This window comes from Streptomyces sp. B6B3 (assembly GCF_039871525.1).
GTDB lineage: Bacteria > Actinomycetota > Actinomycetes > Streptomycetales > Streptomycetaceae > Streptomyces.
The window spans coordinates 75,179-100,869 of record NZ_JBDPLU010000015.1 but is presented as its reverse complement, the minus strand read 5'-3'; the positions used below and the strand labels follow the sequence as shown (position 1 = coordinate 100,869).

21 protein-coding genes are annotated in these 25,691 nt (G+C 72.6%); 11 read left to right on the top strand and 10 right to left on the bottom strand.

Annotated features, from left to right (window positions below; translation table 11 throughout):
• Positions 1–46: 46 nt before the first annotated feature.
• From ABGB06_RS27095 to ABGB06_RS27085, 3 genes are all read left to right on the top strand, one after another.
• Entirely contained in the window at positions 47–691 is a 645-nt protein-coding gene (locus tag ABGB06_RS27095; protein WP_347593984.1) for a hemolysin III family protein, read from the top strand.
• A gap of 68 nt (positions 692–759) precedes the next feature.
• Complete coding sequence (locus tag ABGB06_RS27090; protein ID WP_347593982.1) at positions 760–2,448, top strand: DHA2 family efflux MFS transporter permease subunit; 1,689 nt, start codon at positions 760–762, stop codon at positions 2,446–2,448.
• A gap of 5 nt (positions 2,449–2,453) precedes the next feature.
• Positions 2,454–3,059 carry a TetR family transcriptional regulator gene (locus ABGB06_RS27085; RefSeq protein ID WP_347593980.1) on the top strand — a complete coding sequence of 202 codons (606 nt, stop codon included), beginning with the start codon at positions 2,454–2,456 and terminating at the stop codon, positions 3,057–3,059.
• Between the two features lie 50 nt (positions 3,060–3,109).
• On the opposite strand, the gene ABGB06_RS27080 is transcribed toward ABGB06_RS27085, so the two are convergent.
• Positions 3,110–5,146 carry a thioredoxin domain-containing protein gene (locus ABGB06_RS27080; RefSeq protein WP_347593979.1) on the bottom strand — a complete coding sequence of 679 codons (2,037 nt, stop codon included), beginning with the start codon at positions 5,144–5,146 and terminating at the stop codon, positions 3,110–3,112.
• Positions 5,147–5,364: 218 nt separating this feature from the next.
• Here ABGB06_RS27080 and ABGB06_RS27075 point away from each other — a divergent pair, with 218 nt between their 5' ends.
• A complete protein-coding gene (locus ABGB06_RS27075) occupies positions 5,365–6,294 on the top strand; it encodes a helix-turn-helix transcriptional regulator (RefSeq protein ID WP_347593977.1) in 930 nt (309 codons plus the stop codon).
• A gap of 223 nt (positions 6,295–6,517) precedes the next feature.
• On the top strand, positions 6,518–7,624 hold the full coding sequence (locus ABGB06_RS27070; protein ID WP_347593975.1) for a hypothetical protein: 1,107 nt from the start codon (positions 6,518–6,520) through the stop codon (positions 7,622–7,624).
• 498 nt (positions 7,625–8,122) lie between these two features.
• On the opposite strand, the gene greA is transcribed toward ABGB06_RS27070, so the two are convergent.
• Both greA and ABGB06_RS27060 read right to left on the bottom strand, forming a co-directional pair.
• Positions 8,123–8,623, bottom strand: coding sequence for a transcription elongation factor GreA (gene greA / locus ABGB06_RS27065; RefSeq protein WP_347593973.1), 501 nt, complete (start codon positions 8,621–8,623; stop codon positions 8,123–8,125).
• 257 nt (positions 8,624–8,880) lie between these two features.
• Complete coding sequence (locus ABGB06_RS27060; RefSeq protein WP_347593971.1) at positions 8,881–9,300, bottom strand: DUF4307 domain-containing protein; 420 nt, start codon at positions 9,298–9,300, stop codon at positions 8,881–8,883.
• 119 nt (positions 9,301–9,419) lie between these two features.
• On the opposite strand from ABGB06_RS27060, the gene mca reads away from it, so the two are divergent.
• Entirely contained in the window at positions 9,420–10,292 is an 873-nt protein-coding gene (gene mca, locus ABGB06_RS27055; protein ID WP_347593969.1) for a mycothiol conjugate amidase Mca, read from the top strand.
• A 3-nt stretch (positions 10,293–10,295) separates the two neighbouring features.
• Positions 10,296–10,544 carry a hypothetical protein gene (locus tag ABGB06_RS27050; RefSeq protein ID WP_347593967.1) on the top strand — a complete coding sequence of 83 codons (249 nt, stop codon included), beginning with the start codon at positions 10,296–10,298 and terminating at the stop codon, positions 10,542–10,544.
• Between the two features lie 159 nt (positions 10,545–10,703).
• Here the strand turns inward: ABGB06_RS27050 and ABGB06_RS27045 are convergent, their stop codons facing one another.
• From ABGB06_RS27045 to ilvA, 4 genes are all read right to left on the bottom strand, one after another.
• A complete protein-coding gene (locus tag ABGB06_RS27045; protein ID WP_347593965.1) occupies positions 10,704–14,039 on the bottom strand; it encodes a tetratricopeptide repeat protein in 3,336 nt (1,111 codons plus the stop codon).
• Positions 14,040–14,265: 226 nt separating this feature from the next.
• A complete protein-coding gene (locus ABGB06_RS27040; protein WP_347594197.1) occupies positions 14,266–15,099 on the bottom strand; it encodes an ABC transporter permease in 834 nt (277 codons plus the stop codon).
• Between the two features lie 29 nt (positions 15,100–15,128).
• A complete protein-coding gene (locus ABGB06_RS27035) occupies positions 15,129–16,187 on the bottom strand; it encodes an ATP-binding cassette domain-containing protein (protein WP_347593963.1) in 1,059 nt (352 codons plus the stop codon).
• Positions 16,188–16,353: 166 nt separating this feature from the next.
• Positions 16,354–17,559 carry a threonine ammonia-lyase gene (ilvA, locus tag ABGB06_RS27030; RefSeq protein ID WP_347593961.1) on the bottom strand — a complete coding sequence of 402 codons (1,206 nt, stop codon included), beginning with the start codon at positions 17,557–17,559 and terminating at the stop codon, positions 16,354–16,356.
• Positions 17,560–17,941: 382 nt separating this feature from the next.
• Between ilvA and ABGB06_RS27025 the strand changes: the two genes are divergently transcribed.
• Positions 17,942–18,421 (top strand): MarR family transcriptional regulator, encoded by a 480-nt coding sequence (locus ABGB06_RS27025; protein ID WP_347593959.1) that lies wholly within the window; start codon positions 17,942–17,944, stop codon positions 18,419–18,421.
• A gap of 139 nt (positions 18,422–18,560) precedes the next feature.
• On the opposite strand, the gene ABGB06_RS27020 is transcribed toward ABGB06_RS27025, so the two are convergent.
• Complete coding sequence (locus ABGB06_RS27020) at positions 18,561–19,724, bottom strand: cystathionine gamma-synthase (RefSeq protein ID WP_347593957.1); 1,164 nt, start codon at positions 19,722–19,724, stop codon at positions 18,561–18,563.
• A 376-nt stretch (positions 19,725–20,100) separates the two neighbouring features.
• Between ABGB06_RS27020 and ABGB06_RS27015 the strand changes: the two genes are divergently transcribed.
• Together ABGB06_RS27015 and msrA are read left to right on the top strand one after the other, a co-directional pair.
• Positions 20,101–21,315, top strand: a complete 1,215-nt coding sequence (locus ABGB06_RS27015; protein WP_347593955.1) for a hypothetical protein — start codon at positions 20,101–20,103, stop codon at positions 21,313–21,315.
• 56 nt (positions 21,316–21,371) lie between these two features.
• On the top strand, positions 21,372–22,037 hold the full coding sequence (gene msrA / locus ABGB06_RS27010) for a peptide-methionine (S)-S-oxide reductase MsrA (protein WP_347593952.1): 666 nt from the start codon (positions 21,372–21,374) through the stop codon (positions 22,035–22,037).
• A 42-nt stretch (positions 22,038–22,079) separates the two neighbouring features.
• Here msrA and ABGB06_RS27005 read toward each other — a convergent pair whose 3' ends face one another.
• The gene (locus ABGB06_RS27005; RefSeq protein WP_347593950.1) at positions 22,080–22,280 is read right to left on the bottom strand and encodes a hypothetical protein; all 201 of its coding nucleotides are present in this window, start codon (positions 22,278–22,280) and stop codon (positions 22,080–22,082) included.
• Positions 22,281–22,639: 359 nt separating this feature from the next.
• Between ABGB06_RS27005 and ABGB06_RS27000 the strand changes: the two genes are divergently transcribed.
• Positions 22,640–23,131 (top strand): hypothetical protein, encoded by a 492-nt coding sequence (locus tag ABGB06_RS27000; RefSeq protein WP_347593947.1) that lies wholly within the window; start codon positions 22,640–22,642, stop codon positions 23,129–23,131.
• A 63-nt stretch (positions 23,132–23,194) separates the two neighbouring features.
• On the opposite strand, the gene ABGB06_RS26995 is transcribed toward ABGB06_RS27000, so the two are convergent.
• The gene (locus tag ABGB06_RS26995; protein ID WP_347593945.1) at positions 23,195–25,540 is read right to left on the bottom strand and encodes a beta-L-arabinofuranosidase domain-containing protein; all 2,346 of its coding nucleotides are present in this window, start codon (positions 25,538–25,540) and stop codon (positions 23,195–23,197) included.
• Between the last annotated feature and the right edge of the window lie 151 nt (positions 25,541–25,691).

The following is a 25,691-nucleotide window of genomic DNA, read 5'->3' as shown; positions in this document are numbered from 1 at the left end:
TGGTGCTCAAGTGAGCGCGTCGTCCGTCGCCGATACCATCGATGCCATGACACCGCTCACCAAGCCCCGCCTGCGCGGCTGGTTGCACGCCGGGATGTTCCCCGCCGCGCTGATAGCCGGCGTCTTTCTCACGGCGTTCGCCAGCAGTACCCAGGCCCGCGTGGCCTGCGCCGTCTACACGCTGACGGCGTGTCTGCTGTTCGGCATCAGCGCGCTCTATCACCGGGGCAACTGGAGCCCGCGGGCGAACGCCGTGCTGCGCCGGCTGGATCACGCCAACATCTTCCTGATCATCGCCGGCACCTACACGCCGTTCACCATCCTTCTGCTGGAGGGCGCGCGACAGCAGGTGCTGCTGTGGGTGATCTGGGCCGGCGCGATCACCGGAATCGCGTTCCGGATCTTCTGGGTGGGCGCGCCCCGCTGGCTCTACACGCCCTGCTACCTCGCGCTCGGCTGGACGGCGGTGTTCTTCCTGCCCGACTTCCTGCGGGCGGGCGGCATCGTGGTGCTCTGCCTGGTCATCATCGGCGGGGTGCTGTACAGCACCGGCGGGGTGGTCTACGGGCTGCGGCGCCCCGACCCGTGGCCGCGCTGGTTCGGCTTCCACGAGGTGTTCCACTCGTTCACGCTGGCCGCCTTCGTCGTGCACTACGTCGGGATCTCGCTGGTGGCCTACCGAGCGGTCTGAGCGCCTGCTTGACAGTCACACCCTTTTGAGAGTCACTATCACTAGATGGTGACTCTCGGAGGTGTGCCGTGACCCCGAACCACACTCCCCCTCCCCACCCCCGGCGCTGGTGGGCGCTCGGCGCGCTGGTGCTCGCCACCCTGGTGCTGGGCTTCGACATGACGATCCTCAACGTCGCGCTGCCCACGCTGGCCGCGGAGTTGGGCGCCGGCACGGGTCAGCAGCAGTGGATCGCCGACGCGTTCCTCGTCGTCTTCGCCTCGACGATGCTCCCCGCCGGCCTGCTCGGGGACCGGTTCGGGCGGCGCCGGCTGCTGGTCGCCGGCCTGGTGATCATCCTCGCCGGTTCGGTGCTGGGCACCCTGGCCGGCAACGCGGAACTGCTGATCGCCGCGCGCGCGGTCATGGGCCTGGGCGGCGCGTTGATCACCCCGCTGGCGGTGGCCGTGTTGCCCACGCTGTTCGGACCCGAGGAACGCGGCAGGGCGGTGGCCGCGCTCGCCGCCGCGCTGGCCGCGGGCATGCCGCTCGGGCCGCTGATCGGCGGCTGGCTGCTGAACCACTACTGGTGGGGCTCGATCTTTCTGATCAACGTGCCGCTGGTGGCGGTGGGCATCACGGCCTGCCTGCTGCTGCTCCCGGAGAGCCGCGATCCCGCGGCCCCGTCCGTGGACGTGGTGAGCACCGCGCTCAGCGTCGCCGGCCTCGGGGTGCTGGTCTACGGCCTGATCGAGGGCCCGTCGCGGGGTTGGGACGACCCGCTGGTGCTCGGGATGCTCGTCGCCTCGGCACCGCTGCTGGCGCTGCTGGTCGCCAGGGAACGGCGGCGGGCCCACCCGATCCTCGACGTCGGCCTGCTGCGGATGCCGAGCTTCCGGTGGAACGCCCTGGTGGGCACGCTGGTGAGCTTCGTGCTGGCCGGGATGCTCTTCGTGGTGCCGCAGTACCTGCAGGCGGTCAGGGGGCACGACGCGCTGGAGACCGGCGTGCGGCTGATGCCGATGATGGCCGGGCTGATCGTCGGGGCGCGCGGGTGCCAGCCGCTGGTGCGGGCCTTCGGCGGGCGCGGGGTGGTGGTCTCCGGCCTGGTGCTGCTGTCGTTCGCAGGTTTCCTCGGCTCGACGACCGGGGTGGACTCCGGATACGAACTGACCGCGACGTGGCTCGCCGTCACCGGGCTCGGCGCGGGGCTCGCGCTGGTGCCGGCGATGGACGCGGCGCTGGCCGCGCTGCCGCCGGACCGCTCGGGCATCGGCTCCGGGCTGCTGATGACCGTGCGGCAGGTGGGCAGCGCGATCGGGGTGGCGCTGCTCGGCAGCCTGCTGGCGCAGGCGTACCGGTCCCGGGTGGACACGGGGCGGCTGCCGGCGGAGGCGGCCGACGCGGCACGGGAGTCGGTCGTGGCCGCCCATCTGGTCGCGGAGCGCGTCGCGGACGGGGGCATCGGAGGCGGCGCCGGGGGCGCGGGTGGCGGTGGCGGGGGCGCGGGTGGCGGTGGCGGGGCGGACGGTGCGCGGGTCGGGAGCGCGGCGGACCTGATCGCCTCGGCCGACGCGGCCTTCACCCACGGCATGAGCCTGACGCTCTTCGTCTGCGCCGCGGCGGCGCTGCCGGCCGCGCTGCTCGCGGCGTTGCTGCTGCCGGCGGCTCCCGCGGGCGGGCGACCGGAGGGGCGGGCGGAGGAGCGGAAGGAGGGGCGGCCGGAGGCGGGTGACGGCGGGAGCCTGGCCGTGGCGGAGCGCGATCGCGCAGAATGACTGCCATGGCCGCCACATCCCCGACCCGCCCCGGCCTGAGGGAGCGGAAGAAGATCCGGACGCGTCAGGCGATCCAGCGGGCCGCGTACCGCCTCTTCGCGGAACAGGGCTACGAGGCCACGCGGGTGGACGAGATCGCCGACGCCGCGGAGGTGTCGCCCAGCACGGTCTTCCGGTACTTCCCGACCAAGGAAGACATCGTGCTCAGCGACGAGGACGACCCGCTCGTCGAGGCGGCGCTACGCGCCCGCCCCGCGGCCGAGCCACCCCTCATCGCCGTCCGGGAGGCGATCCGCGACGTCTTCCGGCATATCAACGACTCGCCGGAGGCCATGGCGGAGGTGCGCCAGCGGATGCACCTGGTGGCCTCGGTGCCGGCGATCAGGAGTCGGATACACGACTCGATGGCTCTCTCCGGCAGAATGCTCGCGACGGTGCTGGCCGAGCGCACGGGCCGTGCCCCGGAGGACCTGGAGCTGCGGGTCCTCGTCGCGGCGATACTCGCGGGTGCCCGCGAGGCGGCCCTGTACTGGATCGAGAACGATGCTGACGGCGCCCTGACCGCCTACATCGACCGCGCCTTCGACATCATCGACGGCGCCCTGGAGTAACGGGCCGCTCGCGCGCTCCGCCCCCGGGTGTCGACCCACCGCCCTCCGGCTCAGCCCAGTTGCTCGGCCAGCGTCGCCGGATCGGTGGTGGGGGCGTCGCAGGTGAAGCGGCGGCAGACGTAGGCCGCCGGGCGGCCGTCCCGCATCGGACGGTCGGCGAGCAGCGGCGGCGGCCGGTCCGCGTCCGGCTCGCCGACGGCGACCACCGCGCCAGGCGCGGTGGCGCGCAACGCGGTGCGGTGCAGTTCCGCGGTCGCGGCGTCGCCGAGCGGGCCGACGATCGCGACCTCCCGGGGGCCGTCGAGCGCGGCCTCGGCGACGGCCAGGCCCCAGCCGATGAAACGTGGCGCGCGGGCGCCGAGGGCGGTGACGATGCCCAGCGCCCGCTCCGCCGCCTCGCGGTGCCGGTCGCTGCCGGTGTAGGCGGCGTACGAGAGGAACGCGCCGGCCGCCGCGGTCCAGCCGGCGGGGGTGGCGCCGTCGGTCGGGTCCTGCGGGCGGCGGATCAGCTGCTCCGCGTCGGCGGCGGTGTCGTACAGTGCGCCGTCGGGCCGGCTGAACCGGGTCAGCACCGCGTCGAGCAGGCCCTCGGTGTGGTCCAGCCACCGGGGCTGGCCGGTCACCGCGTACAGCGCGAGGAACCCCTCGGCCACGTCGGCGTAGTCGTCCAGCACGCCGGCGCTGGGACCGGTCCGTCCGTCCCGCGAGGTGCGGGCCAGCCGGAGGCCCGCCGCGCCGTCGCCGTCGCCTCGCGTCCCGTCGAGGTGCACCTGAACGAGCAGCTCGGCCGTGGCCACGGCCGCGGCGACCAGGTCGGGGCGCTCCAGGCAGGCGCCGGTCTCCGCCAGGGCGGCGATGGCCAGTCCGTTCCACGCGGCGACGACTTTCTCGTCCCGCTCCGGGCGGGGTCGCGCGGCGCGCGCGGCCAGCAGCCGGGCCCGGATCTCGGCCGGCGGCTCGTCCGCGTGCAGTCGGAGCACCGAGGCGCCGGCCTCGAACGTGCCCGCGTCGGTCACCCCGAACGCCCGCGCGGCGGCCTCGGCGTGTGCCTCGTCGCCGAGCACCGCGCGCAGCTGGCCGGGCGTCCAGACGTAGTACGCGCCCTCGACGTGGTGCCCGTCCTCGTCGGCGCTGTCGGCGTCGAGCGCGGAGGCGAAGCCGCCCTCGGCGGTGCGCAGCTCGCGCACCATGAAGTCGGCGGTCTCCTCGGCGACCCGGCGGGCCAGCGGGGAGCCGTTGGCTCGCCACAGGTGGGTGTAGACGCGGCAGAGCAGCGCGTTGTCGTAGAGCATCTTCTCGAAGTGCGGCACGGTCCAGGTGGCGTCCACGGCGTACCGGGCGAAGCCGCCGGCGAGTTGGTCGTAGATGCCGCCGCGTGCCATGGCCTCGCAGGTCTGCTCCACCAACGCCAGCGCCCGCGTCGAGCCGGTGCGGGCGTGGTGGCGGAGCAGGAACTCCAGCGTCATGGCCGGCGGGAACTTCGGCGCGCCGCCGAAGCCGCCGTGCGAGGCGTCGAAGTCGCGGTCCAGGGCCGCGACGGCCGCGGCCAGCTCCTCCGCGTCGGGTGGCCGCGGCGCGTCGTAGGCCAGCTCGCGGCCGGCCAGCTCGCGGGTGATCCGGTTGGCGACGCCGGTGACCTCGCCGCGCCGGTCGGTCCAGGCGCTGTGCACGCCCTCCAGAAGCTGCGGGAAGGACGGCATGCCGGACCGCGGCTCGGGCGGGAAGTAGGTGCCGAAGTAGAACGGTTCGCCGTCCGCCGTCATGAACACGGTCATCGGCCAGCCGCCCTGGCCGGTCGCCGCCTGGACCGCGTCCATGTACACGGAGTCGACGTCGGGACGCTCCTCGCGATCCACCTTCACGGACACGAAGTGCTCGTTCAGATACGCCGCGATGTCCGGGTCGGCGAAGCTCTCCCTGGCCATGACGTGGCACCAGTGGCACGCGGAGTAACCAACCGACAGCAGAACGGGTACGTCCCGCCGCCGGGCCTCCTCGAACGCCTCTTCCCCCCACGGCCACCAGTCCACCGGGTTGGTGGCGTGCTGCAGCAGATACGGCGACTGGGAGTCGGCCAGGCGATTCATACCGGCATCGTCGCACGCACCGGACCGCCCGGCCCAGCACACCAGGTCGAGAGTCGCGGCTCCCGGACGGTCCCGGGCGCATCCCCCGCCGCACCGGTCCGCCGTGCGGGCGGGAACGGCGATTCCGGTGAGGCCGCAGGGCCGCGCTCGTTCCCGACCTCGTGACTGCTACTCCCAGGGGCAGGCTAGCCGTGGCGAGCCTGGCCATACTCGGTCGCATGCACGACACACCGCACAGCAAGTCCCTCCTCGGCGAGTTCCTCGCCACGCGTCGGGCGCAGTTGAAGCCGGCAGACGTGGGGCTCCCGGACTACGGCGACCGGCGGCGGGTGCCGGGGCTGCGGCGTGAGGAACTGGCCCAGCTGGCCGGTGTCAGCGTGGCGTACTACATCCGGCTGGAACAGGGGCTGTCGCTCAACGCCTCGCCGCAGGTCCTCGACGCGCTGGCCACGGCCCTGCGGCTGGATGACCCGGAGCGGCGCCACCTGCACACCCTGTCGGGTGATGCCCGGCAGAGCCGCCGCCGGATCCCCGCCGAGCGTGTCACCGCCGCCGTGCGCCAACTGATGGACGCCTTCGGGGACTCACCCGTGGTCGTCGTGGGCCGGCGCTCGGACGTCCTGACGTGGAACCGCGCCGGGCACGCGTTGTTCGCCGGGCACCTGGCCCTGGACAGCCCGGATCGCGCGGCCACCCGGCCCAACACCGCCCGGCTGGTGTTCCTGGACGCCCACACGCGGGATCTTTACGTGGACTGGCCCAGGAAGGCACGGGACGTGGTGGGCAAACTGCGGCAGGCGGTCGGCGAGTATCCGAGCGACCCGCATCTGGCCTCTCTCATCGGCGAGTTGACCATGCGCAGCCAGCAGTTCGCCACGCTGTGGGCCGAGCATCGGGTCCGCGCCTGGGGCATGACCGAGTACCGGATGCGCCATCCGACGGTCGGGGAACTGGACGTGCTGCAGCACTCGCTCCCGGTGCCCCGGACTCAGGGGATCCGGCTGGTGGTGACGACGGCGGCGGCCGGCTCCGCCTCCCAGGCGGCACTGCGGTTGCTCAACCAGACCCTCCAGCCCGCCGCGGACATGCCGGAGGGCTCCCACCCCGCCGGCGACACCCCCGCACCCACCGTTCCTCTGGATCTCTGATCCGGTGACCCCTGATCCGGTGGACCTCTGATCCGGCCGGGCCGGCAGGGATGACCGCGGGCCCCCGTCATCCGCGCGTCCTTCTTTTTCTCCACTTTCACCCCATCTCAGCCCTCCTGGAGGTTCCCCATGCCCACTTCTCCCGTCACGGCCCTCGCCGAGGTCTGCCCCCCGTACGGCTCACCGCACCACGCAGCCCCAACACTCCAGAGGAACAAGGACGATGAAGAAGACGAAGCTGAGGATCGCCCTCTCGAGCGCGGCACTTGTCGCCGCCGTGGCCACCGGGACGGCGTGCGCCGCGAACGATTCCTCCGCCGGATCCGGCTCCGAAGACTCCGGGACCGAGCGGACCGGGACCGAGCGGACCGGGCAGTCCGGAACCGCGCAGACCGAGCAGGAGGCGCCCGGCGTCATCGAGGCCGACGGCTCGAACGTGTTCCCGCACTCGCTGGACCACGACGCGGAGTCGAACACGTTCTTCGCCGGCTCGTTGAATCAGGGCAAGGTCTTCGTCTTCGGTCCGGACGGACAGGTGCGCACCCACATCGACGACCCGGAACTGGTGTCCGCGCAGTCCGTCGTCGTCGACCGCGACCGAGACCGCGTCCTGGTCAGCAACGTGGACTACGGCCTCGCCGAACGTTCCAACCCGGAGGCTGCCTTCCGCATCGCCGGCGTGGGCAGCTACGACCTGGAGACCGGGGAACAGGACTGGTGCGTCGATCTGACCGCGATCACCAACGACGGCAGGGACCACCTGATCGCCGACCTGACGGTGGCGCCCGACGGCACGATCTACGCCGTCGACCAGCTGACCCCGACGGTGTTCCGCGTCGAACCCGATGGCAGCGCCTCGATCTTCCTGCGGAGCGACCTGCTGCGGGGCACGCTGGACATCCCCGACTTCCTGAACGATGTGGGGATGTCGGCGGTGGAGTGGGTGGAGGGGGACCAGCTGATCATCTCCATGGCTGACGGCTCCCTGGTACGGGTGCCCGTCCGGAGTCCCGAAGACGCGCAGCCGGTGGAGCTCTCCGCGCCGCTGGCGTCCCCCACGGCAGGCATGCGGCTCCAGGAGGACGGCTCGATCGTGGCGGTCAGCAGCGGTCTGCTGTCCGGCGCGCCCGCCGAGATCCAGCGTGTGGAGCCCGGCGACGGCTGGGCGGAAGCCACGGTGACCGTCACCGACACCGTCGAGGACCCCGTCACCAGCGACGTGACCGCGGGACCGAACGGGACGACGTACGCGCTCAGCGGCGGACTGGCCGACCTCCTCGCGGGCGCGCCCAACGACGGGTTCACCCTGACCCCCGTCGGGACCGACTGAGCCGGAGCCCGTTCCCCCGACGGCCCCCGGGCACCGCTCCCACGACCCGCCCCGGACCCGGCACCATGCGGTAGCCCACATCCTGAGCCGGAGCCCGTTCCCCCGACGGCCCCCGGGCACCGCTCCCGCGACCCGCCCCGGACCCGGCAGCGTGTGGTAGCCCTCATCCGCGGGAGGGCTACCGCACTTCGGCAACGGTGCCGCGGTCCGCACATGGCTGGATGCGATGGAGCCGGTCGCGCCGGAACGGCGTCGACATGCCCGGCCAACTCTCACGTGCGAGTCGACACGGATGCTCTTCGGAAACCTGGGAACGCGGCGGAACAGAGCCGCCCGGGGTTGTCCGCGCGCTGGAGGAGGCAGGCGATGTCTCGGAGGCGAGCCGCTTGGCCCTACCTCCGTCCTGACCCCGATCGGGTCAGGGCGGAACCGGAGCAGGTCAGCCGCGACGTTCGCGGCGCGGGGCTGGCCGGGCCGGCGGGCCCGGGCTCAGCCGGCTCAGCCAGCCTGGTAGGGCTTGGCCTCCATCACGCGGACGCGCGAGATGCTGCCGTTCGGCAGCTCGTACTCGGCGTCCTCGCCGACCTTCTTGCCCAGCACGCCGCTGCCCAGCGGCGACTGCGGGGAGTACGTCTCGATGTCCGAGGTGGCGAACTCGCGGGAGGCGAGCAGGAACATCATCGTGTCGCTCTCGTCGCCGTCGAAGGCGATGGTGACGACCATGCCCGGCGCCACCACGCCGGTGTCGGCGGGAGCCTCGCCGACGCGCGCGCTCTCCAGGAGCTGGGTCAGCTGGCGCACCCGCGCCTCCATCTTCCCCTGCTCCTCCTTGGCCGCGTGGTACCCGGCGTTCTCCTTCAGGTCCCCCTCTTCGCGGGCCGCCTCGATCTTCTTCGCGATCTCGATGCGGGCGGGACCCGACAGGTGATCCAGCTCCGACTTGAGCTGGTCATACGCCTCCTGGGTCAGCCAGGTGACAGTGTCGCTGGTCTGGGTCACAGGTGCTCCTCGGGTGATACAAGAAGGACAAAACGATAAAAAGGACGCCCGACCCGGATGGATACGATCCTGGGGCGGGCGGATCATCGATCGAAATCTCGACTCTAACAACGCCGATCGATGTTCGGAAGGATTACCCTCCGCTGCCGACGACAAACCCTCGGCGTCCTGGCCGGAGGCGCGAGGATTACCCTCCGCTGCCGACGGCGAACCCTCGGCGTTCCAGCCGACGGCGCGTGCGCAGGTCGCCCGGTCGACTACGCCGCGGCACAGCCGAGCAACTCGGCGGTGGTGGCACGCTGCGTGGTGTTCAGCGTCACGGAGCGGTGGATGCGGTCCGTGTCGTCGTCGAACCGGACGTCGGCGCGGCCGACCTCCAGGCCGTCCTCCGCCCGGGCCCGGATGGTGCACACGCCCACCTCGTCGGTGGGCTTCCGCACCGCGACGCTGACCTCGACCTCGCTGTCCGACACCACGTCGAAACCGGTGAGCTCACCGGTGACGTCCTGACCGGCGATGTACGACGCGCCCGCCCAGGCGGTGAAGCCCAGCAGCAGCACGCCGAGGACCAGCCCGGTGGCCTTCAGCCGCCGGTCGGTGCGGGCCTCGGCCGTGCGCGCGCGTCCGTACCGTCCCTCGGGCGGCGCCGTGGGTGCCGCCGTGGATGGCTCGGCCATGGTCGTGGTCCTCGATCAGCCGGTCGGGTAGAAAAACCAGGAATACGGGTGATGGTTCTTCGGTCACTATAGAAGGCGTTTCCCGGCCCCATCACACCAGGACGACGAGGATCGAAGCCTTGACAGAGCAGTTGCGACTCATGGCGGTGCACGCCCATCCGGACGACGAGTCCAGCAAGGGCGCTGCGACGATGGCCCGGTACGTGTCCGAAGGCGTGGACGTGTTGGTCGCCACCTGCACCGGTGGCGAGCGGGGTGACATCCTCAACCCGAGGCTCCAGGGTGATCCGTACATCGAGGAGCACATCCACGAGGTGCGGGCGAAGGAGATGGCGGAGGCCCGGGAGATCCTGGGCGTGCGGCAGGAGTGGCTGGGCTTCGTGGACTCGGGTCTGCCCGAGGGCGACCCGACGCCGCCGCTGCCCGACGGATGCTTCGCCCTGGAGGACGTCGACGTCGCGGCGGAGCGGCTGGTGCGGCTGATCCGCACGTTCCGGCCGCACGTGATCACGACGTACGACGAGAACGGGGGCTACCCGCACCCCGACCACATCATGACCCACAAGCTCTCGGTGGCGGCGTTCGAGGCGGCGGGGGACCCCGAGCGCTACCCCGACGCCGGCGAGCCGTGGCAGCCGCTGAAGCTCTACTACAACCAGGGCTTCAACCGCCCGCGCACCCTCGCCCTGCACAACGCGATGGTGGCGCGCGGGATGGACTCGCCGTACGCGGAGTGGCTGGAGCGCTGGGACGAGATGAAGGTGCCGGAGCGGCACCTGACCACCCGGGTGCCGTGCGCCGACTTCTTCCCCGTCCGCGACAAGGCGCTGATCGCGCACGCCACGCAGATCGACCCGGACGGCGGCTGGTTCAAGGTGCCGATGGAGATCCAGCAGAAGGTCTGGCCGACGGAGGACTACGAGCTGGCGCGGTCCCACGTGGACACCTCGCTCCCCGAGTCCGACCTCTTCGCGGGCATCCGGGAGAATTGAGTCATGACTGAGTGGCTACCCCTCGCGAAGGAGCTCGACGAGTACTCGGTGACCCCGGGTGTGCTCGGCTTCATCGTCTTCGCGGTCCTCGGCGTCGGCGTGTGGATGCTGTTGAAGTCCATGAGCCGGCATCTGGGCAAGATCGCGTTCGACGAGGAACCGGACGGCCGGGAGGACCAGGACGGCCGGGAGGCCGGGAAGGGCCCGGCGGCCGCGGAGAGCGAGCAGTCCTCCAGCCGAGCGTCCGCCTGACCGGACGCGGAACCGGACGCCGGACGCGGACCTGAGCACCAGCCCCGGGGCGAGCCCAGGGCTGGGCGCAGGCCCGAGCCCCCTGCGACCGAATCGCCTGGTACCGGGGCCACCCAGCTCCGGGTCCCCCTCGCTCCGGCTCACCCAGCTCCGGCTCGCCTAGCCCCGCGTCACCACGCCGAACGCGTCGCGGGCGCCGCGCCGCGGCACCATGCCCATGCGCCAGGCCGGCCAGCCCGACTCCGGGCCCTGGCCACGCTGGAGCATCAGCGAGTAGCTGTGCGCGGCGTCCGTCAGATGCGGGTCGCGCAACGGATGGTCCTCGCGCAGCAGCTCGGCCAGCTCCTCCTGGGCGACCGCCGAGCCGACGTCCGTGCCGCCCGGCGAGGCCAGCGGCAGCAGCGTGCAGCGCAGGAACTGCGCCCAGTCCGCGCCCCTGGCGTCGGGACGCCCCTCCCCGTAGCCCTCGCCGAAGAGCCGCAGCGCCGTGTCGGCCAGCTCCAGCGCCTGGGACAGCCGCTCGTTGCCGGCCTCGATCACCGCCAGTTCGACGCAGCTCCACGCCTCGCCGTGCACCATGCCGGCGCGCTGGAAGTCGCGGCGCGCCTCGGTCAGCAGCTGCCGGGCGAAGCCGGTGTTGCGCAACGAGCCGGTGCTGGCCGCGCTCTGGTCCCGGGTGATCCGGGCCGTGTGGTGCCGGGCGCAGGCCAGTCCGTAGACGTCCCGCATCCGGTTGAACATCGTCCGGGCGCGTTCCATGGTGCGCAGCGCCTCGGCCGTGTCGCCGTGCTCCTCCTGGGCCTGGCCCAGGTAGTAGAGGGTCCACGCCTCGCCGCGGGCGTCCTCCGTGTCGTTGTGCCGGGCGAGCGCGGAGCGCAGCTGCTCCAGGGCGCCGGCGGCGTCGCCGTCGTAGAGCCGGGCGCGGCCGAGCTCGGTCAGCGACCAGGCCACGCCGCGGACGTCCCGGGAGCGCTCGTAGAGGTCCAGCGCGGAGCGGATCTCGTGCTCGGCGGCCCCGACGTTGCCGCCGCGCAGCAGCGTCTGGCCGAGCTGGAACCTGGTCCACGCCTCGCCGTGCACGCTGCCGCTCGCCTGGTGCAGCGGCAGCGCCTCGGCCAGCATCCGGCGCGCGCCGTGGATGCGGCCGCACTCCCGTTCCACGGTGGCCAACGCGTGCAGCGTCCAGGCGCGGTCGCCGTCGAACTCGGGGCCCTGCTGGAGGTCGAGCGCCTGCCGCAGCTTCTCGCCGGCCTCGGCGAACCGTCCCTGGTGCTGCAGCGTGATGCCCAGGTCGCGCAACGCCCGGGCGGTGCCGGCCTCGTGCTGCGCCTGCTGGTAGAGGGTGACCACGGAGGACAGGGTGGACCTGGCCTTGTCCAGCTCGCCGAGCTGGCGGGCGGCGACGCCGGTGCGCCACTGCACGGAGCGGGTCAGCAGCCCCTGGTTGACGGCCTGGGTGAGCTCGTTCAGCTCGCCGAGCCGGTAGAGGTCGCCGCGCAGCAGGCAGTAGTCGCAGAGCGCGCCGAGCAGGTGCTGCACGGCCTCGCGGTCCACCCGCTCGTCCGCGTGCCGCAGCGTGGCGGTGATGAAGCTGGTCTCGTCGTCGAGCCAGCGCAGCGCCGCGTCGAGCGAGGCGAAGCCGTGGCCGCCGGCCGCGGCCGGTAGCAGGTCGGCGCGGGTGGAGGTCTTGCCGTCGACGAGCCGGATCACCGTGTCGGCGAGCTCGGCGTAGCTGCGGATCAGGCGTTCCTGAGCGGCCGAACGCTCCTCGTCGCTCTCCTCGTCGAACAGCCGGGCGCGGGCGAAGCGGCGGACCAGGTCGTGCAGCCGGTAGCGGTTGCCGCGCACGTGGCGCAGCAGGCCGACCCGGGTGAGCTCCTCCAGCTGGCGGGTGGCCTCCTGTTCGCCGACGTCGAGCAGCGCGGCGGCGGCGCGGGCGCCGAGGCTGGCCCGGCCGGCCAGTGCCTGGCGGCGCAGCAGTCGCCGGGCGGTGTCGGTCTGGTCGGCGTAGCGCATGAGCAGCGCTCGTTCGGCCGGATCGAGACCGGCCGCCGCGGGCCCCGGCGGGTCCTGCCGGGCGCCGGGCGTGGGCCCGTACGCGGCGAGGTCGTCGGCCAGCTGGGCCGGGGTCCGCTCGTCCAAGGCCGAGCCGACCAGCCGCAGCAGCAGCGGCCGGCCGTCGCACAGCTCGGTGATGCGCTGCCAGCTGGGGGCGTCGTACGGCCCCGGCGCGATGGTGCCGCCGTCGGTGACCGAGGCGCGCAGCAATTCCTCGGCGTAGCCCAGGTCCAGGGCGCCGAGCTCCAGCTGGTGCACGGAGGCGGGCAGTTCCGGGTCGAGCGCGAGCGGTTCGGCGGCGGTGACCAGCACCAGCGAGTCGGAGCGCTCGGGCACGAGGGCGCGCACCTGCTCCGGGTCGGTGGCGTCGTCCAGGATGATCACCACGGGCCGGCCCGTGAGGTGTTGCTGGTAGCGCTCGGTCAGTCGGCGCAGGTGCGCCGGGTCCGCGCCGCGCCCGATGCCCTCGCGGAACAGCAGCTGCTCGCGCGGGGCGCCGAGCCGGTTCATCAGGTGCAGCACCGCGTCGCGGGTGGGCAACGGGTCGGCGCTCTGGCCGCGCAGGTCGACCAGGCAGGCGCCGCGGAACAGCTCGCGCATCTCGTGCGCGGCCCACACGGCGAGCATGGTGCGGCCGGCGCCCGACGGGCCGTGCAGCACGACGACGGTGGGGCGGGTGCCGGTGCTGGCGCGGTCCCGGTTCACCCACTGGGTGATCTGCGTCAGCTGGCGGCGGCGGCCGATGAACGGATGGCCGCGCTCGGGCAGCCGGTCGAAGGACCGGGCGAGCACGTTACGGGTGCGGGCCTCGGCGCTGCGGTCGCGGGAGCGCGGCGCGGGGCGACGCGGCTCGCGCTGCGGCTGGCCGAGCGACGTGCCGAGCGGCTGCCGGCGCGGCGCCAGCGCCCGCTGGTGGTCCAGCCAGGGTCGGAGCCCTCGCACCTCGACCGCGGTCAGCCAGGCGAGCCGCAACTGCTCGACGCCGCCGGGCTGGTTCCGGCGGCCGGCCAGCGACTCCGCCGACCACAGGTGGGCGACCACCGCCTGCACCGCGAAGCCGAGCAGCCCGGCGACGGCGACGATGACCGCGTCCCCGAACGCCGTGGTCACCGAGTCGTCCATGGCCCCGATCAGCAGCAGCGCGGCGAGCGCGGCCGAGAGCGAGGTCACCGCCGCGCCGCCCAGCGGGCGGGGCCCGAACCGCTCCCCCAGCCGGCCCGCCGAGGAGTCCGCCTCGGCCTGCCGGTACGCCTCGTACTCCTCGGCCGCCGGGCGCACGATCTCCGCCAGGGCCGCGCGGCCCCGCTGCAGCAGCAACTCCCCGTCGACGCGGCCCTCGGAGATCCGCACCTCCCCCTCGACGGCGCGCGCGAGCAGCCGCTCCACCTCGGCGCGGTGACGAGCCGTCAGCTCGCCCGCCTGTTTCTGGTCCGGCATCTGCTGTCCCTCCCCGTTTCCCGGATGCGGCGAAGCATCCCGTGAGAGACGCATTCCCGGGGTGAGGCTGCCCGAACAGTTCAGCCGATGGCAAGATCAGCGAATCCGGCGGATCCGGCGGTGCCAGGTGCCGCGCCCTCGGGCCGACACGCCGGCGGGCCGGGTGGATCGTGTGATCCGCCCGGCCCGCTCGCTCCGTCCGTCCGCTCGGGGCGGGGCGGCCTGGTCAGCCAGTGGCGCGCTTGTACTTGCGCACCGCCAGGGAGCGGAAGACGACGATGATGATCACCGAGAAGAGCGCCGAGGCGAGCTCGGGGTGCTGCATCGGCCAGACATCGGGCGCCTCGTAGTTCGCCGGGAGGTTGCCGAACAGCTCGCGGACGCCGAGCACGGTGGCGCTGAACGGGTTCCACTCGGCGACGGGCTGGAGCCAGCCCGGCATGTTCTCCGACGGCACGAACGCCACCGAGACGAACGTCAGCGGGAAGAGCCAGATCAACCCACCTGAGGTGGCCGCCTCCGGAGTGCGCACCGACAGGCCGATCAGCGCGCCGATCCAGGTGAAGGAGTAGCCGAGCAGGAGCAGCAGCCCGAACCCGCCGAGGGCGTTGAGCACCCCGTCGTGCACCCGCCAGCCGACCAGGAAGGCCACCACGGCGAGGACCACCAGGATCGCCGCGGTCTGCACCAGGTCGGCGAACGTGCGGCCGGTGAGCACCGCGCCGCGCGCCATCGGCAGCGAGCGGAAGCGGTCGATGATGCCCTTCTGCATGTCCTCGGCGATGCCGGCGGCGGCGCCGGCGACCGCGAAGGTGACGGTCTGGGCGAAGATGCCGCCCATCAGGAACTCGCGGTAGGCGTCCGGGTCCAGGCCGGCGCCGGGGACGTTGATCGAACCGCCGAAGACGTAGGCGAACAGCACCACGAACATGATGGGCTGGATGAGGCCGAAGATGACCACCTCGGGGATGCGCATCATCCGCAGCAGGTTCCGCTTGGCCACCACCAGGGAGTCGTGCGCCCCCTGACGGAAGCCGATGCGCTCGCCACCGGTGCCCACCGGGCGGGGGGCGGCCTGGGTCGTGATGCTCACCGTGCACCGTCCTCGTTCTTCGTGGCGCTGGTCTTCGTGGCGCTGGCGTTGGTCGCGCCGGTCTTGGCGGCTCCGGTCTTGGCGGCTCCCGCCTCGGCGTCCTGGGGGCCCTCGTCCTCGGCCGTGTGGCCGGTGAGGGAGAGGAACACGTCGTCGAGCGTCGGGCGGCGCAGGCCGATGTCGTCGATCTCCACGCCCCGGTTGTCCAGCTCGCGGATCACCTCGGCCAGCAGCTTGGCGCCGCCGGCGGCCGGGACGCTCAGCTTGCGGATGTGCTCGGTGAAGGTGGGCTCCCCGTCGCCGAGGTTGCGCAGCACCTCCTCGGCGAGCGGCGCGTGCTCCCGGTCGTGCACCACGACCTCGACCACCTCGCCGCCGGTCTGCGCCTTGAGCTGGTCGGACGTGCCCCGCGCGATGACCTTGCCGTGGTCCACCACGGCGATGGTGTCGGCGAGTTGGTCCGCCTCCTCCAGGTACTGGGTGGTCAGCAGCAGGGTCGTGCCGCCGGCCACCAGCTCCTTGATGACCTCCCAGAGCTGCTGGCGGTTCCGCGGGTCGAGGCCCGTGGTGGGCTCGTCCATGAACATCACCGGCGGGCTGACGACCAGCGCGGCGGCGAGGTCGAGCCGCCGGCGCATGCCACCGGAGTACGTCTTGGCCGTGCGCTCGGCGGCGTCCGACAGGTTGAACCGCGCCAGCAGCTCGTCGGCCCGCCGCTTGGCGTCCCGGGCGGAGAGCTGGTAGAGCTCGCCGACCATCTGGAGGTTCTCCCGGCCCGTCAGGTACTCGTCGACGGCGGCGAACTGGCCGGACAGGCCGATGGAGCGGCGCACCGCGTTCGGGTGCTTCACGACGTCGAGCCCGGCGACCTCGGCACGGCCGCTGTCCGGCTGGATCAGGGTGGTCAACACCCGGACCGCGGTGGTCTTCCCCGCGCCGTTCGGCCCGAGCAGGCCGAGGACGGTGCCCTCCGGCACGTCGATGTCGACGCCGTCCAGTGCCCGCACTTCGCCGAAGGTCTTCACCAGCCCTTCGGCGTATATGGCGCCTGGCATGTGGTCTCCCAAGTTCTTTGGGTCAGGTTCTGTGACTGATGTGACTGATGTGACTGCTGATGCCATGAGTTCGGTGCAGCGTCGCCAGTCTAGGGTATCGCGATGTATCGCGTTACCTGATTCCTCTACTTCTGGCAGTCGCTGTCAGCGAACGCGAGGATCGTGCTCAGCCGAGGACCTGGTATCCGGCCGTGCGCAGCGCCTCGTTCAACTCGGCGCGGTGCCGCCGGCCCTGGGTCTCCAGCTGCAGCTCCACCTCCACCTCGCTCACGCCGAGCCGTGGATCGGTCCTGACGTGATTGACGGCGAGGACGTTAGCGCCCGCCACTGACAATTCCGTGAGGAGCGCGGCCAACGCCCCGGGGCGGTCGGGCAGCCGGAGCCGGAGCGAGAGGTAACGGCCGGCCGCGGCCATGCCGTGCCGCAGCGTGCGCTCCAGCAGCAGCGGGTCGACGTTGCCGCCGGACAGCACGGCCACCACCGGCCCGCCGGAGAACGCCTCGGGATCCGACAGCAGCGCCGCCACCGGGCTGGCGCCCGAGGGCTCGACGACCAGCTTGGCCCGTTCCAGGCACAGCAGCAGTCCGGCCGACAGCGCGTCCTCGGAGACCGTGCACACCTCGTCCACGTGCTCGGCGACGATCCGGAACGGCACCTCGCCGGGACGGCCGACCTGGATGCCGTCCGCCATGGTGGACATCTCCGCCAGCGCGACCGGTTCGCCGGCGGCCAGCGACGCCGGGTACGCGGCCGCGCCCTCGGCCTGCACGCCGACGATCCGCACGTCGGGTCTGAGCGACTTCACGGCCACCGCGACGCCGGCGGCCAGCCCGCCGCCGCCCATCCCGAGCACGATGGTGCGCACCTCGGGGCACTGCTCCAGGATCTCCAGCCCGATGGTGCCCTGGCCGGCCACCACGTCGCGGTGGTCGAACGGGTGGATGAGCACCGCGCCGGTGCGTTCCGCGTGCTCCTTGGCGGCGGCCAGCGACTCGTCCACCACCTGCCCCGCCATCCGCACCTCGGCCCCGTAGTCGCGGGTCGCGGCGATCTTCGGCAGCGGCGCGCCGACCGGCATGAACACGGTGGCCGGCACGCCGAGCAGCCCGGCGGCCAGGGCCACGCCCTGGGCGTGGTTCCCCGCGCTGGCCGCGACGACGCCGCGGGCCCGTTCGGCCACCGTCAGGCCGGCGATCCGGGTGTAGGCGCCGCGCACCTTGAAGGAGCCGGTGCGCTGGAGGTTCTCGCACTTGAGGTGGACCGGCGCGCCGACCAGCCGGCTCAGGTGGCGGCTGCCCTCCATCGCGGTGACCCGGGCGACGCCGGCCAGCGTCTTCTGGGCGGCCAGCACGTCCTCGAGGGTGGGCCCCACCGGCGGCTCGGCGGAGCCTGGGGAGTCTGCGGGCCGGTGGGGTGCCCGGTGCGGGGTCTGCCCGGGCCTTTGCTCGTGGGATCCCTCGCGGGAGTGCTCGCGGGACTGCTCGGTGGTCCGGCGAGCCGCGGGGTCGGGCGGCTCTGACGTGTCTGCGACGGGGTGCTTTGCAGCCATGTGGCAAGTCTGGCAGGCGCGTGGAACGGCGGCGCGCGCGGTGCGCCGGCCGGACGCTCCCCGGTGAATAACAGGGGCTTCACGGGATTCCCGATAGTCGGGCCGCAGCCGCGCCCGGCGGCGTACTCTGTGGCGCAACCATCAAGCCACCCCCCACGATTGCGGTCCCACCGCGACCTCCGTGCCCCCTACCCCAGATCCGACGATGACGCCTGAACCCACCACACCCGAGACCGAGGACATCCAATTGCTCGACGCGTTCCAGCACGAGGTGGCCGTCTTCGCACGCCGTGCCGAACAGACCCGCCTGGGGGGCTACGGCGCCGCCCGCAACTCCATGGACCGGGCCGCGTACCTGCTGCTCAGCAGGCTCGACCAGGAGGGACCCACGGGGGTCAAGGCGCTGGCCGCCGGCATGGGCATCGACTCCTCGACCGTCACCCGACAGGTCGCCCCGTTGGTCGACTCCGGTCTGGTGAAACGCACCTCGGATCCGGACGACGGCCGGGCCGTGGTGCTGGAGCTCTCGCCCCGGGGCAGCGACCGGCTGGAGGAGGTCCGCTTCTCCCGGCGCAAGCTGATGTCGGTGCTGACACAGGACTGGACGGAGGAGGAGCGCGCCCAGTTCTGCGCGCTCCTGACGCGATTCAATACCGCCATCTCCGACTGGCAGAGCCGCGCCTAGCCGCGCCCAGCCGCTCTTGACCGCCAACCGCGCCCGGCTCGCCCCAACGGCTCCGGGCCGCGCCCAGCCGCGCCCGAGCGGCGGCCCTCGGCCCGGGCGCAACCCCGGGGCCGGGCCCGAGCCCGGCCCCGGACCGCGGTCAGGCGCGTGCGGCCAGCGCGTCCGCCAGGTCGGCCAGCAGATCGTCCACCGACTCGATGCCCACCGAGAGCCGCACCAGATCGGCCGGCACCTCCAGCGCGGATCCCGCCACCGAGGCGTGCGTCATCCGCCCGGGGTGCTCGATCAGCGACTCCACGCCGCCCAGCGACTCGCCCAGCGTGAACACCCGGGCACGCTCGCACACCGCGACCGCCTCCTGCTCGCCGCCCGCCACCCGGAACGACACCATCCCGCCGAAGCCCCGCATCTGCTTCGCGGCCGTCTCGTGCCCCGGGTGCGCGGGCAGCCCGGGGTAGTAGACCTGGACCACCCTCGGGTGCGCGGCGAGCGCCTCGGCGACCCGGTGCGCGTTGGCGTTGTGCCGGTCCATCCGCACGGCGAGCGTCTTGATGCCGCGCAGCACCAGCCAGGAGTCGAAGGGGCCGGCGACCGCGCCCATCGCGTTCTGGTGGAACGCCAGCTCCTCGGCCAGTCCGGGGTCGTCCGTGACCAGGGCGCCGCCGACCACGTCGGAGTGGCCGCCCAGGTACTTGGTGGTCGAGTGCACCACCACGTCGGCCCCGAGCGCGAGCGGCTGCTGGAGGTAGGGGCTCGCGAAGGTGTTGTCCACCACCAGCCGGGCGCCGGCCGCTCGGGCCACCTCCGCGACGGCCGCGATGTCGGTGATGCCGAGCAGCGGGTTCGAGGGCGTCTCCACCCACACCGCGCGGGTCTCCGGGCGCAGCTGCCCCCGTACCGACGCCGGATCCGACGTGTCGGCGACCGACCAGGCCACGCCCCAGCGCTCCACCACCTTCGCGATCAGGCGGAACGTGCCGCCGTAGGCGTCGTTCGGGATGACCAGATGGTCGCCGGGACGCAGCAGCGTGCGGAGCAGGCAGTCCTCGGCGGCCAGCCCCGAGGCGAACGCCAGCCCGCGACGGCCGCCCTCCAGCGCGGCGAGGTTCTCCTCCAGGGCGGTGCGCGTGGGGTTCGCCGAGCGGCTGTACTCGTAGCCGCCGCGCAGGCCGCCCACGCCGTCCTGTTTGAAGGTGGAGACCTGGTGGATGGGGGGCACCACCGCCCCCGTGAGCGGGTCGGGGGTCTGCCCGGCATGGATCGCCACGGTCTCGAAACGGTGCTCGGATCGCTGCTCGTTCATGGGTCAACGCTACGGGGCCGTACCGTGGAGGTACGCGGAGGTACGCCCGCCGCGAAGGAGCCAACGCTACGGGGCCGTACCGTGGAGGTACCCGAAGGTACGCCCGCCGCGAAGGAGCCAACGCTACGGGGCCGTACCGTGGAGGTACCCGAAGGTACGCCCGCCGCGAAGGAGCCAACGCTACGGGGCCGTACGGTTGAGGTACGCGGAGGTACGCCCGGGGCGAAGGAGCCGTAGGGTGTGCCGACCGGCCGAAGGCGCGCCGTCGCACGCGCCGCGCCCAGCGTGGCGCCCACCGTGCGGCTACGCCGGACGCCGGACGCGTGGGCCGTCCGACCGCGAGGGCCGTCCAACTGCGAGGGGGAGCGCCGCCGCCATGGATGCACTGTTGTTGCTCATCGCCCTGACCGCCATCTTCGGCGTGGTCGTGATGCCGATGCTGAGGCGGCGCCGGGAGCGCGCGGAGTTCGAGCGCGCCGCCGGTACGGCCGGTAGCGCGGACGGCCGGCCCTGGGGCGCCGACGGGGTGTCGGGCCACGGCGAGCCCGCTCTGGGCAGCCCCAACGCGCCGGGGGCGCACGCGGCCACCGGCCTGGTGCCCGTCGAGCAGCTGGACGTGCGGCTGCCGGGCCCCGATCCCGAACTGGTCGCCGCGCTGGAGGAGGCGCAGCACACCCAGCGGTGGCGCCCGGTGGGCCAGCTGCTGGCGCTCACCACCGGGGACAGCGAGCTGCGCTGGCAGCGGGTGCAGTCCCTGGCGGGCGCCGCGGCCATGGAGCTGGGCGCCTGGCGCGCCTCGGGCGCGCCGCTGGACACCCCGGACAGCGCCGACGACGGTGCCGGGCCGCTGCACAAGGGGACGCCCCGCCGGGACGCGGGCTGGCTGCGCCGCTGGCGTGCCGAGGAGCCGAACGATCCGGGTGGCGCCCAGGTGTACGCGCAGTTCCTGGTGTGGCAGGCGATGGCGGACCCGAGCTCGGCCGACCACCGCATCGTGCTGGAGGAGGCACGCACGGTGTGCGGCGAGGCGGCCCAGCTGGCGCCCGACGACCCGGTGCCGTACATCACCGAGCTCTTCATCGCCCGCGGGCTGAGCTACCGGGCGCCGGACTTCCAGGCCCTCTGGGACAAGATCACGCAGCGTGACGCCACGCATATGGGCGCGCATCTGGCGGCGCTGCCGTACTGGTCGGAGAAATGGCACGGTTCCCGGGCGGAGGCCGACACCTTCGCCCAGCAGGCCGCGGCCAACGCCCCGGCCGGCAGCCTGCTGCCGGCGCTGCCGCTCTTCGCGGTCTACGAGCACCTGCCCGAGGTGACGCTCTCCCCCAGCATGTACCAGGGCGCGGTGGTCTCCGACGCCATCGAGGCGGCGCACTTCGCGCTGAGCCAGGCGCGGCCCGGTCACCCGGTGGAGCCACACGTGCGGCATCTGCTGCTGTGTTTCCTGGTGCGCGCGGAGAGGTACGCGGAGGCTGCGGAACAGGTGCGCGCGATCGATGGTTATGTGGGTGCGGTCCCCTGGGTCGACCGCGAGAACCCGGTCAGCGAGTACGCCGCCTACCGCGCGATGGCCATCGCCGGCCAGTGAGCGCCAGTGAGCGCACCCAGCCGAGCAAGGGAAATCCGGGAAGAGGGAAGAGAAAGATGATGCTGTACGCGTACAAGAACCGGCTGCCCACTCCCGAGGAGGCCCTGCCGGGCCGCGAGGAGCGCCCGTTCCACGTCCCGGAACGGCACACGGTCCTCGGTAACCCGCTGCTCGGCCCCTACCCGGAGGGCCTGGAGGTGGCCGACTTCGCCCTGGGCTGTTTCTGGGGCGCCGAGCGACGCTTCTGGCAGACCCCGGGCGTGTGGACGACGCTGGTGGGCTACCAGGCCGGCAGCACGCCGAACCCCACGTACGAGGAGGTGTGCACCGGCATGACCGGCCACACCGAGGCGGTGCGCGTCGTCTTCGACCCGGCGCGCGTCTCGTACGAGAGCCTGCTGAAGCTCTTCTGGGAGTCGCACGACCCGACCCAGGGCTTCCGCCAGGGCAACGACGTGGGCACCCAGTACCGCTCCGCGATCCTCACCCACTCCCCGGCCCAGCAGGCGGCCGCGGAGGCCTCCCGCGACGCCTACCAGAAGGTCCTCACCGACTCCGGCTACGACGCCATCACCACGGAGATCCTCCCCGCCACCCCCCACCCCTTCCACCCGGCCGAGGACTACCACCAGCAGTACCTGGACAAGAACCCCGCCGGCTACTGCGGCCTCGGCGGCACGGGCCTGTCCTGCCCGGTGGGCGTGGCTCCGGCTGGGGAGTGAGCGACGGCCGGGTCGGCCCGGTTCTGAGGGGCCGTCGGTCCCTCAGGACGTGTCGGCCGTCAGGCCGCGGTTCGGGGCGGCGGTGAGGGTGCCCTGGTAGATCGTCGGGGAGCATCCCTCGCCGTTGGGGTGGGACTCGCGCAGTCGCACGTCCGCGCGCTCGTCGAAGATGCGCTGGCCGTCGTCCCGCGAGGTGACGGTGAACCGCACCGGCACCCCGAATCCGCGCCGATCAGGGTGCACCGTCGCCCTTCGCCGATGACTCCGCAGCCGATGGCCAGCAGACAGGGCGTGACGAGGAGGAACAACAGCCGTCGTCCCTTCGCGTCGCGGGTCACGGTCCGTACGACGACGGGGCGAGGGGAGATCGGTTCCGCCGTATGAGCGGGTGGTGTCCGAAAAGGGCCCGTCCGGTGGCGGGCAGGTGTGGAAGTGGGCGAAGCCGGCCGCGTCATCGATACGTCATCGGGGACTCCGTACGCTGGCGGGCGTGGCCGGGAGGTTCGGCGCCTGCGGCGGTGAGCCGTGCTGGGTCGGAGCACTCCCCCACGATGCTTGGTTACGTTTCGAGGGGAAACATGCGCACTTCCATACGACTTGCCGTGCCAGCCATCACCGCCTCGGCGGTGCTGCTGTTGGGCGCGTGCAGCAGCGACGACAGTGACAGTGAGGGTGACGGGGGTAGCGGGCTGGGGCAGAGCGAGAGCACCGGTGGCTCCGGTTCCGAGGAGGGCTCCGGTTCCGAAGGGGGTACCGAGGAGGACTCCGGTTCCGAAGGGGGCACCGGCGGTGGCGGCGAGGTGCCGTCCGACGCCGACGTGGAGGGTGGTTGGAGCAACGTCGAGCACGGGCTCGGCCTCTACGTCACCCAGGGCATGTTCAGCGTCGGCAACGCCGACGGCAGCATGAGCTGCACGGGCACCTACTCCGGGGGTTCCCTGGAGGGCCAGTGCCAGGACGGCTCCAGCTTCTCCGGCACGGCGACGCTGAACGACGACACGCTCAACGTCCAGCTGGACACCGGCGACGGCTACGACTTCACGCGTGCCGGGGACATGGACATCCCCGAGATGCCCGAGGTCCCCGACATGTGAGGACACCCGGTTCCGGTCGGCAGACCGCCCCGCGTGCGGTCGCACGCGGGGCGGTCTGCCGTGTCAGGGGCGCAGCTCCTGCTCCGCCCGGGTGGCGTGGTTGATGATCGTGGCGCGTTCCGTGGCGGTGAACAGGCCGGCGGCCACCCACTCGTCGGCGACCTGCCGCACCCGGCGCAGGAAGGCGCTGTGGGTGGCGAACGGCGCGCCGTCCCACAGCACGTCGAGGAACGTCAGGCCGTCGTCGCCGGGTGAGGCGACGCCCTCCACCGGAACGTCGTAGTTCGGCAGGTTGTCGTCGCGCGTGCGGTTCGGAACGCCGGTGGCGATGCCACCGAAGACCACCTCCGGCTCGACCCGCCGGAAGTACGCCGACTGGGCCCTGGTGTCGCCGACGTAGTGCGGGCGCAACGTGAGGCCCGCCGCGGTGAACGTCTCGCCGTCGCCGGCCGTGATCGCCGCCCTGGCGTAGTCGCCGTCCCGCTTCAGGTGGCGGTAGAGCGTGAGCTCGCGGAACGCGCCCGCGCCCGGGTCGCCGAGGATCGGCAGCAGCAGCGGGCCGGAGAACGCCGACTGGGTGCTGGGGCTGTCGATCGCCCGCTCGATGCGGACCGGGAACGGCATCGCGACCTCGATGGTGTCGCCGGGGCTCCAGGTGCGGCTCAGGGTGAGGTAACTGCCCGGCCGCGGCGAGGCGTCGGGGACGGGGCTGCCGTTGACGGTCACCGCGAAGCCCGCCGCGGTGGGGGCCGCCCAGCCGGGAACCCGCAGCCTGATGTCGAGCGGGCCGCTGCCGTCCACGGTCAGCGTCGTGCCCTGTTCACGGGGGAAGTCGGTCCGCTGGGTGATCGTGAACCCTCGTTCGGCCCAGGTCAGGGTCGACGCGGTGTAGAGGTTGACCCACAGGGTCGAGCCGTCGGCCGACCGGAAGTAGATCGTCTCCTGGTACTTGGTGCCGTTCTCCAGGCCGGTGCCGCCGCAACAGGTGCCGGTGTTGCCGTAGTCGCGGGCGGCGCCCGGGGTCAGCGGCTGGAAGTACGCCAGTTGCGGGTCGTCGACGTCGTCGGTGTCCGCGCGCTGCCCGAGGATCATGTTGACCAGGCCGCGCTCGTAGTAGTCCAGGTACGCCGGGTCGGGGTCCAGGAGGAAGAGGTTGCGGGCCAGCTTGAGCAGGTTGTAGGTGGTGCAGGACTCGGCGCCGTTCGCGTCGATGGCGTGGGCCATGTTGTCCCGGTTCTGGAACTGCTCGGGATTGTTGTTCGATCCGGGGAAGTTCCCGCTGGTGCCGCCGTGGGCGAACATCCGGTGCGGCACCACCATGCCGAAGAAGTTCCGGGCCGCGAGGTGGTACTCCTCCTCCGCCGTCTGCTCGAAGATCCGCAGGTAGCCGACGAAGTTGGGGACGTGGGTGTTGGCGTGCAGGCGGTTCGGCCGGCGGCGTCCCGGGCGGGTGTCGTCGGTGGTGACGAGGATGTCGCGGTCCGCCACGCAGGCGTCGAAGAGCGACTCCCGGTTGTCGAAGCACCTGGCCGTCTCCAGGTGCCGCTCGTCGCCGGTCAGGGCGTGGATCTCGGCGAGGACCTCGTTGGCGCCGCCGTACTCGCCGGCGATGTAGGTGTCCCACATGAGGTTGAGATCGTCCCTGGTCACCGGGCCCGCGTAGTCGGGATGGTCGACGTCGCCGAGGGTCAGCGCCAGATGCGCCCAGTCCGCCATGGCCAGGACGATCTCGAACGCCTGCTGGTTGCCGGTGAGGGTGTGGGCGTCGAGGAGGCCGCGCATGATCTTGTGCTGGGTGTACCAGGGCGCCCAGGTGTTGGTCTCCAGATCGCCGCCGTACAGCGCGAACCGGGGCGGGCCCACCCGCAGCACCACGTCCTCGGGCAGCGCGCCGAGATAGCCGGGGTGCACCGTCTGGCCACTCAACGCCTCCTGGCACGCGCCGAGTTCGCGCACCATCCAGTCGAGCTTGTCCTTGAACACCTGCTCGCCCTGGTCGACATGGGCCTGCGCGAGCGCGGTCAGGTAGTGACCCGCCCAGTGGCCGCTGAGCAGTCCGCCGTCCTCCCAGCCGCCGGGGACCTCGACGCCGGGCGGGTTGGGCCGTCCCGCGGTGTCGTTGAACAGCACGAGGAAACGCCGCTCGTCGTACCGCTCGACGAAGTCCTTCACCCGGTCGCGTTTCTCCTGGTAGAGGCTGGAGCCGAGGGCGACCTGGTGCAGCGTGAAGGGCCGGATCGGCGCGGTGCTGCCCGCCCCGACGTACGGGGGGAGGTCCGCCGCCAGCACGCGGGACGCCGCGGGCGTCGGCGTTGCCGCGTGGGCCGTGTGGGCCGCGGGCAGTGATCCGGCGGCGGCCGCGGAGGCGACCCCGACGGCGGAGACACGCATGAAGTCACGTCGGTTCACGGCCCTCTGACGCTCCACCATGTCGATCCTTTCCGGTGCACGCGTTCGACATTCCGGATGTTATTTGATGAACCGAACAATCCTTCCGTCTAGTGTCTGAACGACCACTCGTCAAGGTCTCGCGGCGGCTGCGTGCGTGGGGCACGGGTCG